Here is a 14,439-nt window from a genome sequence, read left to right on the forward strand (position 1 = left end):
GAGCCTAATCCGAATCGCGCCGTCCGACGGGTGTGCCGGGGCGGGTCAGCCGCCGGTGGGTTCGATCGAGACCGTGGAGGCCCGCAGCCGCTCCCTGCAGTGACTGCACGTCAGTGCGGGTGCGAAGCTGTGGCCGCAGTGGCGGTGACGCAGGACGATCGCCGGTCCCTCCGGTGCGCGGAACCAGCGCAGCCCCCAGTCGATCATGCAGGCGACGACGGGGAAGAACGCCCGCCCCTTGTCGGTGAGGTGGTAGGTCACCCACGCCGGGCGGTCGGGATTGGGTAGTTCCTGCAGGACGCCCAGCTCGGTGAAGCGCCGGAGCCGGTCGGCCACCACCGTCGGAGGTGCCCCCATGCGCTCGGCGAACTGCCCGTAGCGGGTGGCGCCGAGGAACGCCGCCCCGAGCAGCGCCGCCGACCACCGGTCGCCGAGCAGTTCCATCGTGTGCGGCAGGATCTCCGGCGCGCGAGCACGGCCGGACCGTCGGCGACCGCTCGCGGCCGGCACGCTGCGCGGCCACTGTCCGCTGGGGCCGAGCTGCGCGTCCACGTCGGGGGCGCCGGCGGGCCGGTCGCAGTGGCCGCAGACGAGCACCGGCGTGAACCGGGCGCCGCAGACCGCGTGCCGCCTGGCCGGGAGCTGTCCCCGGTGATCGGGCGCCCACTGCTGTTCCCACGCCCACATGGCGAGCAGAACCGGCCACACGCCGTGGCCGCGGGCCGTCAACCGGTACTCGTGTCGAGCCGGCCGCTCCTGGTACTGCACCCGCTCGAGGAGTTCCGCGTCGGTGAGGCGGGCCAGGCGCGCGGTCAGCACCGCGTTGGAGATCTCCCCCCGCTCGATCCAGTCCCGGTATCGGCGGTCGCCCTGCAACGCGTACCGCAGAATCCACAGGTTCCACTCGTCGCCGAGGATGCCGAGGGTGACCGCGATCGCGTTGTCACCGCCCGGCTCGAGTTCGGTGACCGTGCCGGAACCTGCCATCGACAGCTGATCATAGGTTCAGGACGTCGCCTGCCCGGTCCGCGTCCCGCCACCCCGGGAGGTCCGAGCCCGCCGCCCAGGTCGAGTGGGTGCCGCTCGAGACCCGTTCGGGGAGTCCGATCCGCGCGAGCGGTCCGTCCCCCGGTTGCCGCGCGTCGAAGACCAGGCATTCGGACCGGTCCCGGTTCATGTCGGTGGTGATCGTGATCAGGTAGCCGTCGTCCTCGGCGGCCGACCCGGTGCGGGGCGCCATCACGGTCTCGCTGCCGAAGACGCCCTCGCCGAACGAGTAGTGCTCCTCCGCCCCCGTCTGCACGTCGTGTTTGACGAGGCCGTCGAAGAGGAACCAGCCCGGGACGCCCGTCGCGGCGTAGGTGTAGCGGTGGCGGACGCCGCCGTGATGCGGATTGATCATCCCGAATTCGGTGACGGACTCGGACAGCCGTTCCTCGGTGAGCGAGCCGGTGCGCAGGTTCAGCCGCCAGCGGTGCAGGTGGGTGCCCATGCGGTCGAGCGCCAGCGAACGGAACAGCCGCCGGTAGATCGGTCCGGTGCCGTCGTCCGGCGGTTCCGGTGTCTCCTGATGGAATCCCTCGAGCACGATCTCGTCGCCGTCTTCGTAGGCGTTGGTCCAGTGCAGCACGTAGGTCGGGTCGGCGTCGAACCAGGTGATCTGGTCGGGACGGCCGCGCCGGGGAATCACGCCGAGCCGCATCGGCAGGTCGGGGTGGTAGCGCGGCACGTACTTGCCGCGCGCGAGGGCCTCCGGGATCCAGAACAGGGGGCAGTCGTTGAGGATCGCGTAGTTCTCGGTGAACGCCATGTCGTGGGGCAGGCGGGGCCGGGCAGGGGGATGTCGACGTAGTGCACCAGCCGATCGTCGGCGTCGACCACGCCGTAGTGCAGGTACGGGGCGTCGGTGCCGTAGTTGAAGAACAGCAGTTCGCCGGTGCGGACGTCGACCTTGGGATGCGCGGAAACGCCCCAGTCGGAGGGGAATCGGCCGTCCCACGTCGCCTTGCCGAGGGTCTCGAGCGTGGTCGGGTCGAGGCGGTAGAGGTCCCCGCACTGCCAGAAGCTGGTCAGGGCGACGCCGCGATGCACGGTGACGTCCGTACTGGAGGCATCCTTCATGCGGCCGCGGGCGCCCCAGCCGTCCTGGCGGATCGAGTTCTGCGGCCGTTCGGCGATGCCCGCCCACAACGGGCCACCGGCCTCCTGCTCGGCCAGGAAGCCGTCGGTCTTCACGAATCTGTTACGGTAGAAGGCTTTTCCGTCGCGAAATCCGACGACGTGAATCATGCCGTCACCGTCGAAGGGATGATAGAGACCTTCGAGTGCCGGGTGCGCCGGGTTCTCGGTGTTGCGCAGGTACACGCCGTCGAGGTCGGCCGGCAGGTCGCCGATCACCTCGAGGTCGTCGGCACGCCGCTCCGTGTGCTGCGGGCGCCACGGACCGGTGCGGTACGGGTGGTCGTCGTCCGCGGGCAGGGTGGACAGTGCCCGTCCCAGAATCTCGAGTTCCATGGATGTCCTTTCAGCCGACGACGAAACTGACCGTGGTGGTCGTACTTCCGCCGATGTTCAGGGTCGCGGCTCGCGTGGCGCCGGGGACCTGGTAGTCGCCGGCGCGGCCGGTGATCTGGCGGTGGCAGTCCAGCAGCATCCGGACTCCGGTGGCGCCGACCGGATGCCCGCCGCCGAGAAGGCCCCCGCTGGGATTCATGGGGATGCGGCCGCCGATTTCGAGGTCGCCGTTCTCGATCGCCTGCCAGCTCCGGCCGGGGGCGGTGATCCCGAAGTGGTCGACGGCCAGGTATTCGCTGACGGTGAAGCAGTCGTGTGTTTCGATCAGGTCGAGGTCCCGGACGCCGCCGATGCCGCTCCGCTCGAACGCGTCGACGATCGTGGCGCGCACGTGGGGCATGACGAGGGGATCGTCGCCGTCGCGGGCGAGCTTGCCGGACAAGGACAGTCCGACCGTGCGGTGGCCCCAGCCGAGGATGCGGGACATGTCGTCGACGGTGCGTGGGTGCCGGCTCAGGTAGCGGTTGCTCAGCAGCACCACGCCCGCGGCGCCGTCCGTCAGCGGACTGCAGTCGGTCCTGCGGAGGCGTCCCTCGACCACCGGATTGGCGGCCTCGTCCGGGCCGAAACTGCCGGGTCCGTAGGTCCGGTTGCGGGTCTGCGCATTCGGATTGGCGCGGGCGTTGCGGATGTTCAGTTCCGCGATCGCCCTCAGGTGCTCGTCGTCGAGGCCGTAGCGGCGGTCGTATTCGTCGGCGATCTTGTCGAACATGTACGGCCACATGTACTTCGCGTCGGCGCCTTCCTGTCCCACCCAGGCCGCGGCGTTCATGACCCGGGTGCCGGCGTCGCCGGGGACGCACCGTTCGAGTTCGACGCCGAGCACGAGGGCGCAGTCGTAGCGCCCGGCCTCGAGATCGGCCATCGCGGCGAGCACGGCAAGGGAGCCGGACGCGCAGGCCCCCTCGTGCCGGGTGGCCGGGATCCCCCACAGCTCGGGCAGCACGGAGGCCGGCATGCCGCCGAGGTGTCCCTGGCCGGTGTAGAGCTGTCCGAAGGCATTGCCGACGTGGATCACCCCGACGTCGGCGACGTCGATGCGGGCGTCGCGCAGCGTTTCCGTCACCGTCTCCGCGACGAGGTCCGCGATGTTCCGGTCCTCCCGGGTCAGGTTCCGCGCGAAGTCGGACTGGTATCCACCGGCGATCCACACGCCTTCAGGGTTCACGCCGCTCACCGCCTTCCGCGGGGGTCGACCATACGTGGCTTCAACTACAGTAAACAGAGTGACCAGGCGGACGCAACGACGATGTGCGCGCAGGCAGCCGGGAACCGGACCGCCCGGTTGCCGCATCCCGGCCCTGGAGCCGCCCGGTCAGGCCAGCCCGGACAGCGGCGGTGCGGAGTTCTCGTCCCGCCACCCGATCGCCTCGAGGAGGCCGCTCAGGTCGTAGTCGGGACCGCCGACACCGACGGTGAACAGGGTGACGCCCGCATCGACGAAGGCGGCCGCGTGCGCGGTTCCGGGCCACGGCACGGACCGCTCGACCTCGTTCGGTGAGCGGCCGGCGTCGGCGCAGCGCGCCGCGAGGATCTCCGCCTTCTCCGTGTGGGTGTCGAGGTCCCCGAAGCTGTGCCAGATGTCGGCGTACTGCGCCACCAGCGGGATGGTCTTGCGGGGTCCGCCGCCGCCGATGAGCAGCGGGATGTGCCGGGTCGGCGGGGGGTTGAGCTTCGCGAGCCGCGCGGTGATCCGGGGCAGGTATTCGCCGAGCAGTTTCAGCCGGGAACCCTTGGTGCCGAAGTCGTAGCCGTACTCGACGTAGTCCTTCTCGAACCAGCCCGCGCCGATGCCGAGGATGAGCCGGCCGCCGCTGATGTGGTCGACAGTGCGGGCCATGTCGGCGAGCAGATCGGGATTGCGGTAGCCGCCGCCGGTGACGAGCGCTCCGATCTCGACGCGCTCGGTCTGTTCGGCCCACGCGCCGAGCATCGTCCAGCATTCGAAGTGGGCGCCGTCCGGGTCCCCGGAGAGGGGATAGAAGTGGTCCCAGTTGAAGACGATGTCGGCGCCGGCGTCCTCGGCGCGGAGCACGGTGTCGCGGATCTTCCCGTAGTCGGGCTGATGCTGGGGCTGCAGTTGAAGACCGATGCGAATGGGACGGTGCATGAGTCAACGGTAGGGCCGTCGCGCCGGTCCCGCAGCCGATCCGTGTGGGCGTCCCGGTGGTGCAGCGGACGGATCGGGCGCACAGTGAAGGAATGCGCATCACCGAGCCCGCCGCACCACCGACCGGACTGCGCCGCCGATTCCTGCGCGCTCCGATCCACCTCTACCGGATCGGGCTGGGGCGGGTGCTGGGCCGCCGGTTCCTGCTGCTGCACCACGTCGGCCGGCGCAGCGGAGTGCCGCGGCAGACGGTGCTCGAGGTGGTGAACCACGAGGACACGTCCGGTGGATTCGTCGTGGCCGTCGGCTTCGGGAAGCAGACCGATTGGTACCGCAACCTGCGGGCGCATCCCGCGGCGCGGATCGAGTCGGGCCGCGAACGAGTCGCGGTGGCCGCGGAGTTCCTCGATCCGGAGGAGGCGGCGGAGTTCATGGCGCGGTACGGGCGCCGGCACCCGAAGGTCGCGCCGCGGTTGTGCGCGGCTATGGGCTTCGACGTCGACGGCAGCGAGGCCGACTACCGGGCGGCGGGCCGGCATCTGCGGTTCGTGCGGTTGCGCCGTACCTACAGACCGGTCAGCGATCCGCGCCGGTGAGGCTCGCGAACCGCTGCGCCAGGCCCTGCAGGAACGACTCGAGCGCCAGCTCGAAGCCGTCGCGGTCGATCTCGTCCGCGTGCTCGCGCAGCCGGTGTGCCTGGGACAGATGGGGATAGCGCTCCCGGTAGATGGTGAGGTCGTCGAGGAAGCCGCCCGAGAACGAGGCGATGGCCGAGCCGACGACGATGTACTTGATCGACGCGCCGATCAGGGTCGCGGTCCGTGGCGGCCACCCGGCCCGGGTCAGGCCGCCGTGCACGGCGTTGGCCTGATCGAGCGCGACCTCGCGCCGGCCCGGGCTGCGCGCGAGGAACGGTACGAGGTTCGGGTGCTCGGCGAGAGCGGCGCGGTAGGACCTCGCCCAGACGCGCAGCGCCTCCTGCCAGTCGTCGGTGTCGAATCCGCTGATGTCGACGGACTCGCCGACCTGGTCGGCGATGTCGTCGAGCAGCTCGTCCTTGTTCGAGTAGTGGCTGTACAGCGACGGCGCGCTGACATGGAGCTCGGCGGCGATCTTGCGCATGGACAGTTCGTCGAGTCCGTGCGCGTCGACGAGGCGCAGGGCGGTCTCGCGGATGAGCGGGCGGCTGAGCAGCGGGGTACGGGGTCGTGCCATCGGCGCTCCTTCCTCGGCGTCGGTCCGGGGGTCGGTCCCGGGGGTCGGCCTGGACAACCTAACAGTGTCAAGTTACAGTACGGGTGTACGCAGCACCAGGGCGAACGAGCCCCCATCCCTCCGCGAATCATGCAGCGTGAAAACGGGATCGGGCCGTGGTCCCATGCTGCGCTCGCACAGGCACAACCGTGACGGAAGGCCCCCATGAACCTGAAGCTCACCGACGAAGAGCTCGCGTTCCGCGACGAACTGCGCACGTTCTTCACCACCGAGTTCCCCGCCGAGATCCGAGAGAAAGTGGCTGCCGGCCGGCACCTGGACCGCGACGAGGTCGTCCGGAGCCAGCAGATCCTCAACGCCAAGGGTCTGGCGGTGCCGAACTGGCCCGTCGAGTGGGGCGGCAAGGACTGGACCCCCGTGCAGCGAAACATCTGGCTCAACGAGATGCAGCTCGCCTCGGTGCCCGATCCGCTGCCGTTCAACGCGTCCATGATCGGTCCCGTGATCGCGCAGTTCGGCTCGCAGGAGATGAAGGAGCGCTTCCTGCCCGCCACCGCGAACCTCGACATCTGGTGGTGCCAGGGATTCTCGGAGCCCGAGGCCGGCTCCGACCTGGCCTCCCTGAAGACCCGCGCGGTGCGCGACGGCGACGACTACATCGTCAACGGCCAGAAGACGTGGACCACCCTCGCCCAGCACGCCGACTGGATCTTCTGCCTGGTGCGCACCGACCCGGATGCGCCGAAGAAGCAGGCCGGCATCTCGATGCTGCTCATCGACATGACCACGCCCGGCGTGACCGTCCGCCCGATCAAGCTCGTCGACGGCAGCTACGAGGTCAACGAGGTCTTCTTCGAGAACGTGCGGGTCCCCGCCGAGAACCTGGTCGGCGAGGAGAACGCGGGCTGGAGCTACGCGAAGTTCCTGCTCGGCAACGAACGCACCGGCATCGCCCGCGTCGGCGCCACCAAGGTGCGGCTCGCCCGCGCCAAGCAGCTCGCCGCGCAGACCCGGACCGGATCCGGCACCCTGATCGACGACCCGCTGTTCGCCGCGCGCCTCGCCGAGCTCGAGAACGAACTGCTCACGCTCGAGCTCACGCAGCTGCGGGTGGTCGCCGGGTCCGCCGACGGCAAGCCCAATCCGGCGTCGTCGCTGCTGAAGCTGCGCGGCTCGGAGCTGCAGCAGGCGGTCACCGAACTGCTCACCGACATCGCCGGACCCGACTCGCTGCCCGTCGGCGCCGCGGGCATCGACTCGCCGGAGTGGGCGCAGCACACCGCCCCGACCTACCTGAACTACCGCAAGGTGTCCATCTACGGCGGGTCGAGCGAGGTGCAGCGCTCGATCATTGCCTCCTCCATCCTCGGATTGTGAGCCACTGTCATGAACTTCGAACTCGATACCGAACAGGACCTGCTCCGCAAGACCGTCCGTGACGTGCTCTCGGGCACCTACGACACCGAGACCCGTAACAAGGTCGCCGACACCGACCGCGGCTGGAGCGACGACGTGTGGCGCCAGCTCGCCGAACTCGGTGTGCTCGGCCTGCCGTTCGCCGAGGAGCACGGCGGAATGGGCGCCGGACCGGTGGAGGTCATGGCCGTCATGGGCGAGATCGGCCGAGCGCTGGCCCCCGAACCGCTGCTGAATGCGGTGTTCCTGCCGGGCGGCCTCGTCGCCGAGGTCGGCACCGACGAGCAGCGCGCGGACCTCCTGCCGCGGCTGTCCGAGGGCGCGCTGCTGCTCGCGTTCGCCCACGACGAGCCCGGCAGCCGGTGGCCCGCCACCGAGGTCGCCACGACCGCCGCCCGCACCGGCGACACCTGGGCCCTCACCGGCCGCAAGAACCCTGTGCTGCACGGGGATTGCGCCGAGACGTTCGTCGTGTCCGCCCGTCTTCCCCAGGGCGGTGTCGGGCTGTTCCTCGTCGACGCCGACGCGGCCGGCGTCACCCGCACCGCGTACGGCACCCACGACGAGCGCCGCGCCGCGCAACTCGTCCTCGACTCGGCCGCTGCCGTGCCGCTCGGCGAGGCCGTGGACGCCACGGCGGCGATCACCGCCGCCCAGGTACGGGCCCAGGCAGCCCTGTGCGCGGAGGCGGTCGGTGCGCTGGCCGAGACGCTGCGCCTGACGACCGATTACCTCAAGCAGCGCAAGCAGTTCGGCGCTCCCCTCGCCCGCTTCCAGGCCCTGACCCACCGCGCGGCCGACATGTACGTGCTGCTCGAGCTGGCGTCGAGCATGAGCCTGTACGCCACCATGGCCCTCGCCGACGGCATCGTCGACCCGACCATCGCGTCGCGGGCCAAGCTGCAGGTGGGCCGGTCGGCACGGAAGGTCGGGCAGGAGGCGATCCAGATGCACGGCGGTATCGGCATCACCGCCGAATACCCGGTCGGCCACTACGTGAGCCGGCTGACCGCGATCGAGCACACGCTCGGCACCGTGGAGGATCACGTGCGGATCCTCGCCGGGGCCGTCGCGGACCACGACCGCATCGAGGTCGCCGGCATGTGAGCGGCGCGGGCTCACTCCCGGGGCAGCAGCGTCCCCAGCGGTCCGAGATCGATGTTGAGATCCTCGGGGGTGAGCCCGAAGTGGTCACGCAACTCCCCCATGCGTTCCTCGAGCAGCATGAGGGTGGTGCCGATGCGCTCGATCTGCTCGTCGCTCAGGTCCCCCTCGTCCACGCGCCGCAGCGCCTGCCGCTCCATCAGCTGCCGCAGCAGCTCCACGAGGGTGAGGACGAGCGTGACCAGCCCACGCTCGACCGACTCGGGATCCGAGTCGATACGCGGTGAAATGCCCTCGAATTCACTCATCCGGCGCCTCCAGGGCGTCGCGGGGGACGGGCGGTTCGATCCCGGTGACCGACAGCGTGCTGATGGACGAGATCAGGGCACGCAGCGAGATCTGCACCAGGTCGACGTCCGCGATGGACAGCTTGATGTCGCCGGTGATGACGACCCCGCCGGCGAGCACCCGGTCCAGCAGGTCGATGAGGGCGATGCGGCGTTCGCCGTCGGCGCTCTCGCTGACGTGATTCATGGGGATGTCCGCTCCACACCGGCGAACGAATACGGCGGCCACGGCCCGGTCAGCTCGAGCCGGATCCCGGGAATCTCCTTGCCGAGTTCCTCGACCGTCGCCGCGAACTCGTCCGCGCGGTCGTCGTCCACCAGATAGGTTCCGTTGAGCACCATCCAGTCCCGCCGGCCGCTCAGCGCCGGATCCGTCGCGGCTTGACGCCGGCCGGCGGCGGCCTGCCGCACCAACCGGGAGTGGATCTCGTCGGCGCGGGCCGCGGCGTCGCGCTCGACGGACTCCTGCGCCGACAGCTGGGCGCGGCGACGGAGCAGGTAGGCGGTGCCGGAGCCCTTGGCGCTGCCCGCGATCTGCGCCTCCGCCACCGCGTCGGCGAGGGCCCGCCGGTCGCCGTACGCCTTGACCCCCCACTCCGTGCGGCCGGTCACCAGGGTCAGCGCCGACTCGAAGTCCGCACGCCGCTCGTCCAGCAGATCGCGCACGCGGGCGTCGTCGAGATAGACGGTGGCCAGGCGCAGCGGGATCACCGCACCCCGCCGCACGAGGGCGGACACCACGGCGTCGTGCGCCCGGGCCGTCGCCTCGAGCCACTGCAGGTCCTCGAGGTTGTGCCGCAACGGCTCCTCCCCGAACACCTCGAGCGGCACCGAACCCACGACGGCGGCGTGCCCCCCGGCGGTCACGGCGCGCACCGCTTCTCCCGCGACGCCGGTGAGCTCGCCGAGGTCCTCCTCGGCGAGCCCGTCGTCCGTCACGGCGTACAACCACACTCCGGTTCCGTCAGTCACGATCCTCCTCTTCCACGCGAGCGCTCTCGACGGCCTCGCGGCCCTGCCCGGACTCGAGTTCGGCGATCCGCTCGCGCAGCCGCCGGTTCTCGAGTTCGAGCTTGTCGTCCTCCCGATCGATCTCGCGGTTGCGGGCCTTGCTGCTGAGCCACGGATCCGACTCCCACCAGTCGATGCCCACGGCCTTGGCCGTCTCGAGGGAGGCGATCACCAACCGCAGTTTGATGGTGAGCAACTCGATGTCGAGCAGATTCACCTGGATGTCGCCGGCGATCACCAGCCCCTTGTCGAGGACCCGCTCGAGGATGTCGCCGAGGTTCGTCGACTGGTGACCGCCCCCGGACGGCTGCGGCGACGAGCTGCCCCCCATCACCGTCATGTCCGGTCCCTTCCCCCGATGTCGCTGCTGCCGCGGCCGTATCGCCTGGTTCTGCGGTAGGCCAGCAAGTTTCCGTCCAGGTCGATCTCCACCTCGTAGAGGGCCAGCATGTCCGCCGACGACGGGATGCGCCGATCCTCGAGCACCTCGACCTCCACCGTCCAGCCGTGATCGGCCGGCTCCACCGAGGTGGCCCCCTGCGGTTCCTTCGAGGTCAGTCGCGTGAGTTGCTCGATCGCGGTCGCGGCGGCCTCGCCTGCCGTCAGCGCAGGCAGTTGACCCGGTTCCGACGATTGGACGTCGTCGGAATCCTCGGGCGTCGTCTTGCCGCTCACGGGGTCTCACTCCCTCCCTTCGGCGGATGTCGTGCCACCGCCCGGTCGGATCATGCGGTCCAGGACGGCCTGCTGGGCCTTCTCCTTCTCGTCCTCCGACAGTTGTCCGGCCGCCGCCGCCTCGTCTATCTCCTCGAGCTCCCTCCGAATGGTCGCCGGGTCGTGGAGCGTCTGCTCGACCTGGTCCTGGATGACTTCGCCGAGCCAGATCACGCCTTTGACCGGGGCGAACGGCAACATGAGGATGGACGAGATCAGTCCCATGCGTCAGCCCTCCGGTTCCCGCTTCATCACGAAGTCGTACGCCGCCATCGGGCCCAGCAGCGTCATCTCGACCCGGCCGTCCCACTCCTGCGCGAGCGAACCCACCGCCTCCTCGAGTTCGCCCTGACGGTCGAGTTCGACGAGGACGGCGACGTGGGCCGCGTCCTCCTCGTGGGTGGGCTGGCGGTCGTTGACCATCGGTTCGAGGGCTTCGAGGGCGTCGACCACCCGGCGGGTGTCCTCGGCGCGTTTGGCCTCGATCGCCTGGCTGATGATCTCCCCGAGGGCCATGCGGGCGTCGCGGGTGGCGTCCTCCGGCTTGTCGCGGATCTCGTCGCGCAGCCGGGCGGCCTCGGAGTTCTCGTCGAGCACCTCGCGCAGGACGGCGTTCTCGACGTAGCGGCCCTTGATCACGAACTGCGCGCGGCCCTCGAGTTCGTCGAGTGCTGCCTTCATCTCGTCGTGGTGCTCCTCGAGCAGCTCCCTTTCCACCGCCTCCGCATCCGTCATCACCGCCCCGAATCGCAGCGGCAGCACGGGCGCGACGGCCGCGGAACCGTCCAGCAGTTCCGCGTGCGCCTTCAGATCGTCGGGCGTGCCGAGCGGCCGGTCGACCGAGATCTCGCTGACCAGTGCGGCGATGTCGCCGTGGCGCACCACCGCGACGTCGCTCTGGGGCTTCCCCACGCCTTTCGCGTGTTCCTCGGGCTCCACGTCGGCCGGCACGATGCCGTACACGTATATCGCGGTGCTCTGCCCGCCTTCGCTCTCGGGTGCCTCTGCGGCCTGATCGGTGGACATCAATCCCCCCTTCTCTTCGGTCGGCTGGCCGGCTGCCGCTTGTCCTCCACGTCGCCGAGGAAGTCCATGACCTTCTCGCCCGCGGCCTCGAGCGCGCCCTTGGTCTTGTGCTTCGCGCCGCCCTGGGTGATGTCACCGACGAGGTCGGGCAGGCCCTTCGGTTCGTTCTGCGAGATCTCGAGCCGGTTCACCGCCTCGGCGAATCGCAGATAGGTGTCGACACTGGCAACGACGATGCGTGCGTCGATGGTCAGCAGTTCGATGCCCACCAGCGACACCCGCACGAACGCGTCGATGACGAGTCCCTTGTCCAGGATGGTGTCGATGACATCGGCCAGGCCCGACGAATTCGGACGGGCCATGGTGCCGCCGCCGCCTCCGCCGCCCCCGCCGCCGGCGGGTTGGATGCTCATGTGCGTGCTCCTTGCCTGCCACCCTTACGGGTGGCCGCGCGCCGTCGCCGTGAGGGTGCCGGTTCCTCCTCGGGCTCCTCGTCTTCCTCCTCCGGCTCCTCGTCCTCCTCGTCCTGCAGGCCTTCGTCTTCCTCCTCCGGCTCCTCGTCCTCCTCGTCCTGCAGGCCTTCGTCTTCCTCGTCCTGATCCTCGGGGAGTTCGTCCTCGGTCTCGTCCTCGGGGAGTTCGTCCTCGGCGCCTTCGTCCCCGACGTCCTGCTCCTGGTCCTCCTGCTCCTGTTCCTCCTCTTCGCGCCGGGCGGTCTCGTCGTCCTTGACGACCTCGCTGTCACGGATCTCGCCGTGCCAGCCCTGGATGTCCTCGGCGTGCAGGACGGCCTCGGTCATCACATGGCGTTCGAAGTGCTTGAACTCCAGTCGTGCTCGTCGACCCACGGCCCGCCACAGGTTGGCCGTCTTCTCGAACAGCCCCTTGGGGTGGTACTCGAGCACCATGATGATCCGGGTCAGGTTGTCGGTGAGCTCGTGGAAGGTCACCGCCCCATCGATGTAGCCCTTGGCGCCCTTCGAGCGCCACACGATCCGATCGAACGGAACCTGTTCGAGAATCGTCGACTCCCACGTGCGTCGCGACCAGAAAACCTTCCCGGTCCATTGCAGCTTCTCGTCGGAAGCCTGCTCGACCTGCTCGACCTTCTTCATGAACTTCGGCCAGTCCGCGAACTGGGTCCACATGTCGTAGGCAAGTTCGATCGGGACGCCGACGTCGATCTGCTCGACGATATTGGTGAGCTTGATCTTCTTGCCGCCGGCGCCCTTGCCTTTGCCGCCTCCGCCGAGGGATTCCTTGACGCCCTCGAACTTGTCCTTGGCGGTCTGCTTGATGTTCTCCAGGCCGGTGCTCATGGCGGACTTGACCGACGACTCGCCCTCCGCGGACTTCTGGCCGCCGGTCAAGGCGCTCATCAGGTTGCCGCCCCCGCCCTCGGCATAGTCGTTGAGGCGCCCAGCAGTCCCGGTCACCTTGTCGGAGACCGTCGACAGGGCACGCTCGGCAAACGTCCCGGCCAGACCCTGTAGTGACTTCTGCAGGTGCTTGGTGGGTGAGAGGTCCTGCACCGCCTTGCCGGCGCTTCCGGCCGCCCCGGTGGCCGTCTTACCGGCCTGTCCCGCGGTGCCGGCGGCGGTCTTGCCGGCCTTGCCGACGGTCTCCGTGGCGGTCTTGCCCAGCCGGCGGGTGGCGTCTCCGAGTGATCGCGTCATCGGACTCACTTCCTCGTGCGCCGGACCGGAGCGCGTCCGGTGGAGGGTGTCTCAGCGCGGGTGCTGCGTCGCCGGGGCTTCGACGGCTCCTCGCCCTCGTCGCCGGACTCCTCCGGTTCCTGTGGCTTCGACTTGGCCCGGGATGCCTTGGGACGGCTCGCGGATTCCGAGGTGCGCCGTCGGGCGGCCGGCCGCCGCCGCGCGGGCTTCGGGGCCTCCTCCTCGGCTTCCTCGGCCTCTTCCGGAGCGCCCTCTTCCTCCTCCGGGGCTTCCTCCTCTTCGGCTTCCTCCTCCGGGTACTCCTCCTCTTCGGCGGACTCCTCGCCCGGCTCCTCCTCGTATTCGCCTTCGGCGTACTCGTCTTCGGGCTCCTCGCCGGCGTACTCCTCTTCCTCCGGCTCCTCCTCGGCAGCCTTGGAACGTCCGGCGGCGCGCTGCTGGAGCCGATCGTTGAGCGAATCGATCCGGTTGCTCGCGGCGGTGACCGCGGCCGCGCGGGCGGCCATCAACAGTTCGCCACGAACCGTATCGGTGATCTTGACGAGTTCCGGGGAGGACCCGACCATCGAGGCCCCACGCTTGAGGATGTCCTGCGGGTTGCTCGGCAGGCGTCCCGTCAGGCCTGCCCCCGCGAGCATCAACGCCAGCCGCATCTTGTGCGTGCGACCGAGGAAGTACCCGATACTCACCCCGGCAGCGACTCGTGCCCCACCTTTCATGACCATTCTCCTTCGCCTGCAAGTGGCCGCGATGCGGGCAGGTTCTCGGCTGCGCACGATGTCTGGTCCGGTGCGTCGGGCCCGCGGTGCGGTTCGAATGTGGTGTAGCCCACACTACGCATTTCAAACATCGGTTCGCTGACGATCAACAGGAATGCGCGTGCGGCACCACCAGGGTGTGATAAAGGACCGATCGGTATGTCCCGGAGGTGTTTCCCGGCGGCACCCCTGGGGTATGACAACCCTCGACGGGGCGCGGCTCCGTCCCCGCAGAAATGCTAAGGAGGGCACCATGGCTCACCTCGCCAACAAGGTGATGCACAAGGCCGAGGAAGTGGTCGGCAAGACCCGGTACAACCTGGGCAAGCGGACCGGAAACAAGAACCTGCAGAGCGTGGGCAGGCGCGGCCAGGTCTCCGGGCGCGTCAAGCAGTTCGGCGACCACCTCACCCACGCGGTAAGGAATGCCCAAGGGCGATTCAAGAACAGGTCACATCGTTCCGATCTCCGCTGAGCCTCCCCGCGCAC

At 69.5% G+C, this 14,439-nt stretch carries 18 protein-coding genes and 1 pseudogene; 4 read left to right on the forward strand and 15 right to left on the reverse strand.

Annotated elements, in window-relative coordinates; translation table 11 throughout:
* Positions 1–45 precede the first annotated feature (45 nt).
* From JYA75_RS04880 to JYA75_RS04895, 4 genes and pseudogenes are all read right to left on the reverse strand, one after another.
* Complete coding sequence (locus JYA75_RS04880) at positions 46–987, reverse strand: helix-turn-helix domain-containing protein (RefSeq protein ID WP_185713324.1); 942 nt, start codon at positions 985–987, stop codon at positions 46–48.
* A 10-nt stretch (positions 988–997) separates the two neighbouring features.
* Positions 998–2,514, reverse strand: a pseudogene (locus JYA75_RS04885) (carotenoid oxygenase family protein).
* A gap of 10 nt (positions 2,515–2,524) precedes the next feature.
* On the reverse strand, positions 2,525–3,751 hold the full coding sequence (locus tag JYA75_RS04890) for an acetyl-CoA acetyltransferase (protein WP_043800967.1): 1,227 nt from the start codon (positions 3,749–3,751) through the stop codon (positions 2,525–2,527).
* A gap of 138 nt (positions 3,752–3,889) precedes the next feature.
* Positions 3,890–4,684, reverse strand: coding sequence for an LLM class F420-dependent oxidoreductase (locus JYA75_RS04895; RefSeq protein ID WP_029546728.1), 795 nt, complete (start codon positions 4,682–4,684; stop codon positions 3,890–3,892).
* Positions 4,685–4,776: 92 nt separating this feature from the next.
* On the opposite strand from JYA75_RS04895, the gene JYA75_RS04900 reads away from it, so the two are divergent.
* A complete protein-coding gene (locus JYA75_RS04900) occupies positions 4,777–5,280 on the forward strand; it encodes a nitroreductase family deazaflavin-dependent oxidoreductase (RefSeq protein WP_102800235.1) in 504 nt (167 codons plus the stop codon).
* Here the strand turns inward: JYA75_RS04900 and JYA75_RS04905 are convergent.
* Positions 5,261–5,899 (reverse strand): TetR/AcrR family transcriptional regulator, encoded by a 639-nt coding sequence (locus tag JYA75_RS04905; protein WP_006932215.1) that lies wholly within the window; start codon positions 5,897–5,899, stop codon positions 5,261–5,263. The two genes, JYA75_RS04900 and JYA75_RS04905, sit on opposite strands and share 20 nt — an antisense overlap.
* 204 nt (positions 5,900–6,103) lie before the next feature.
* Here JYA75_RS04905 and JYA75_RS04910 point away from each other — a divergent pair, with 204 nt between their 5' ends.
* A complete protein-coding gene (locus JYA75_RS04910; RefSeq protein WP_029546726.1) occupies positions 6,104–7,276 on the forward strand; it encodes an acyl-CoA dehydrogenase family protein in 1,173 nt (390 codons plus the stop codon).
* A 9-nt stretch (positions 7,277–7,285) separates the two neighbouring features.
* The gene (locus tag JYA75_RS04915) at positions 7,286–8,422 is read left to right on the forward strand and encodes an acyl-CoA dehydrogenase family protein (protein WP_185713323.1); all 1,137 of its coding nucleotides are present in this window, start codon (positions 7,286–7,288) and stop codon (positions 8,420–8,422) included.
* A gap of 11 nt (positions 8,423–8,433) precedes the next feature.
* Here JYA75_RS04915 and JYA75_RS04920 read toward each other — a convergent pair whose 3' ends face one another.
* From JYA75_RS04920 to JYA75_RS04965, 10 genes are read right to left on the reverse strand one after another with little or no spacing between them, the layout of a single operon-like run.
* Positions 8,434–8,727 carry a gas vesicle protein K gene (locus tag JYA75_RS04920; protein WP_006932222.1) on the reverse strand — a complete coding sequence of 98 codons (294 nt, stop codon included), beginning with the start codon at positions 8,725–8,727 and terminating at the stop codon, positions 8,434–8,436.
* Positions 8,720–8,953 (reverse strand): gas vesicle protein, encoded by a 234-nt coding sequence (locus tag JYA75_RS04925; RefSeq protein ID WP_006932225.1) that lies wholly within the window; start codon positions 8,951–8,953, stop codon positions 8,720–8,722. Before JYA75_RS04925 ends, JYA75_RS04920 begins: the two co-directional genes overlap by 8 nt.
* Entirely contained in the window at positions 8,950–9,738 is a 789-nt protein-coding gene (locus tag JYA75_RS04930) for a GvpL/GvpF family gas vesicle protein (RefSeq protein WP_185713322.1), read from the reverse strand. Before JYA75_RS04930 ends, JYA75_RS04925 begins: the two co-directional genes overlap by 4 nt.
* A complete protein-coding gene (gene gvpJ, locus JYA75_RS04935) occupies positions 9,731–10,117 on the reverse strand; it encodes a gas vesicle protein GvpJ (RefSeq protein WP_050036172.1) in 387 nt (128 codons plus the stop codon). Before gvpJ (JYA75_RS04935) ends, JYA75_RS04930 begins: the two co-directional genes overlap by 8 nt.
* Positions 10,114–10,452: a gas vesicle protein GvpO gene (gvpO, locus tag JYA75_RS04940; RefSeq protein WP_185713321.1), complete on the reverse strand. Its 339-nt coding sequence runs from the start codon at positions 10,450–10,452 to the stop codon at positions 10,114–10,116. The genes gvpJ (JYA75_RS04935) and gvpO overlap by 4 nt, the downstream gene beginning before the upstream one ends.
* Positions 10,453–10,458: 6 nt before the next feature.
* Complete coding sequence (locus tag JYA75_RS04945) at positions 10,459–10,716, reverse strand: gas vesicle protein GvpG (RefSeq protein ID WP_050036170.1); 258 nt, start codon at positions 10,714–10,716, stop codon at positions 10,459–10,461.
* Between the two features lie 3 nt (positions 10,717–10,719).
* Positions 10,720–11,517, reverse strand: a complete 798-nt coding sequence (locus JYA75_RS04950) for a GvpL/GvpF family gas vesicle protein (RefSeq protein WP_050036169.1) — start codon at positions 11,515–11,517, stop codon at positions 10,720–10,722.
* On the reverse strand, positions 11,517–11,930 hold the full coding sequence (gvpJ, locus tag JYA75_RS04955; protein WP_185713320.1) for a gas vesicle protein GvpJ: 414 nt from the start codon (positions 11,928–11,930) through the stop codon (positions 11,517–11,519). Before gvpJ (JYA75_RS04955) ends, JYA75_RS04950 begins: the two co-directional genes overlap by 1 nt.
* A complete protein-coding gene (locus JYA75_RS04960; RefSeq protein WP_185713319.1) occupies positions 11,927–13,192 on the reverse strand; it encodes an SRPBCC family protein in 1,266 nt (421 codons plus the stop codon). Before JYA75_RS04960 ends, gvpJ (JYA75_RS04955) begins: the two co-directional genes overlap by 4 nt.
* Positions 13,193–13,197: 5 nt before the next feature.
* Positions 13,198–13,911, reverse strand: a complete 714-nt coding sequence (locus tag JYA75_RS04965) for a hypothetical protein (RefSeq protein WP_050036167.1) — start codon at positions 13,909–13,911, stop codon at positions 13,198–13,200.
* 292 nt (positions 13,912–14,203) lie between these two features.
* On the opposite strand from JYA75_RS04965, the gene JYA75_RS04970 reads away from it, so the two are divergent.
* Positions 14,204–14,425, forward strand: coding sequence for a CsbD family protein (locus JYA75_RS04970; RefSeq protein ID WP_006932247.1), 222 nt, complete (start codon positions 14,204–14,206; stop codon positions 14,423–14,425).
* Positions 14,426–14,439: the final 14 nt, after the last annotated feature.

The organism is Rhodococcus sp. PSBB066 (assembly GCF_017068255.1).
GTDB classification, from domain to species: Bacteria; Actinomycetota; Actinomycetes; order Mycobacteriales; family Mycobacteriaceae; genus Rhodococcus; species Rhodococcus aetherivorans.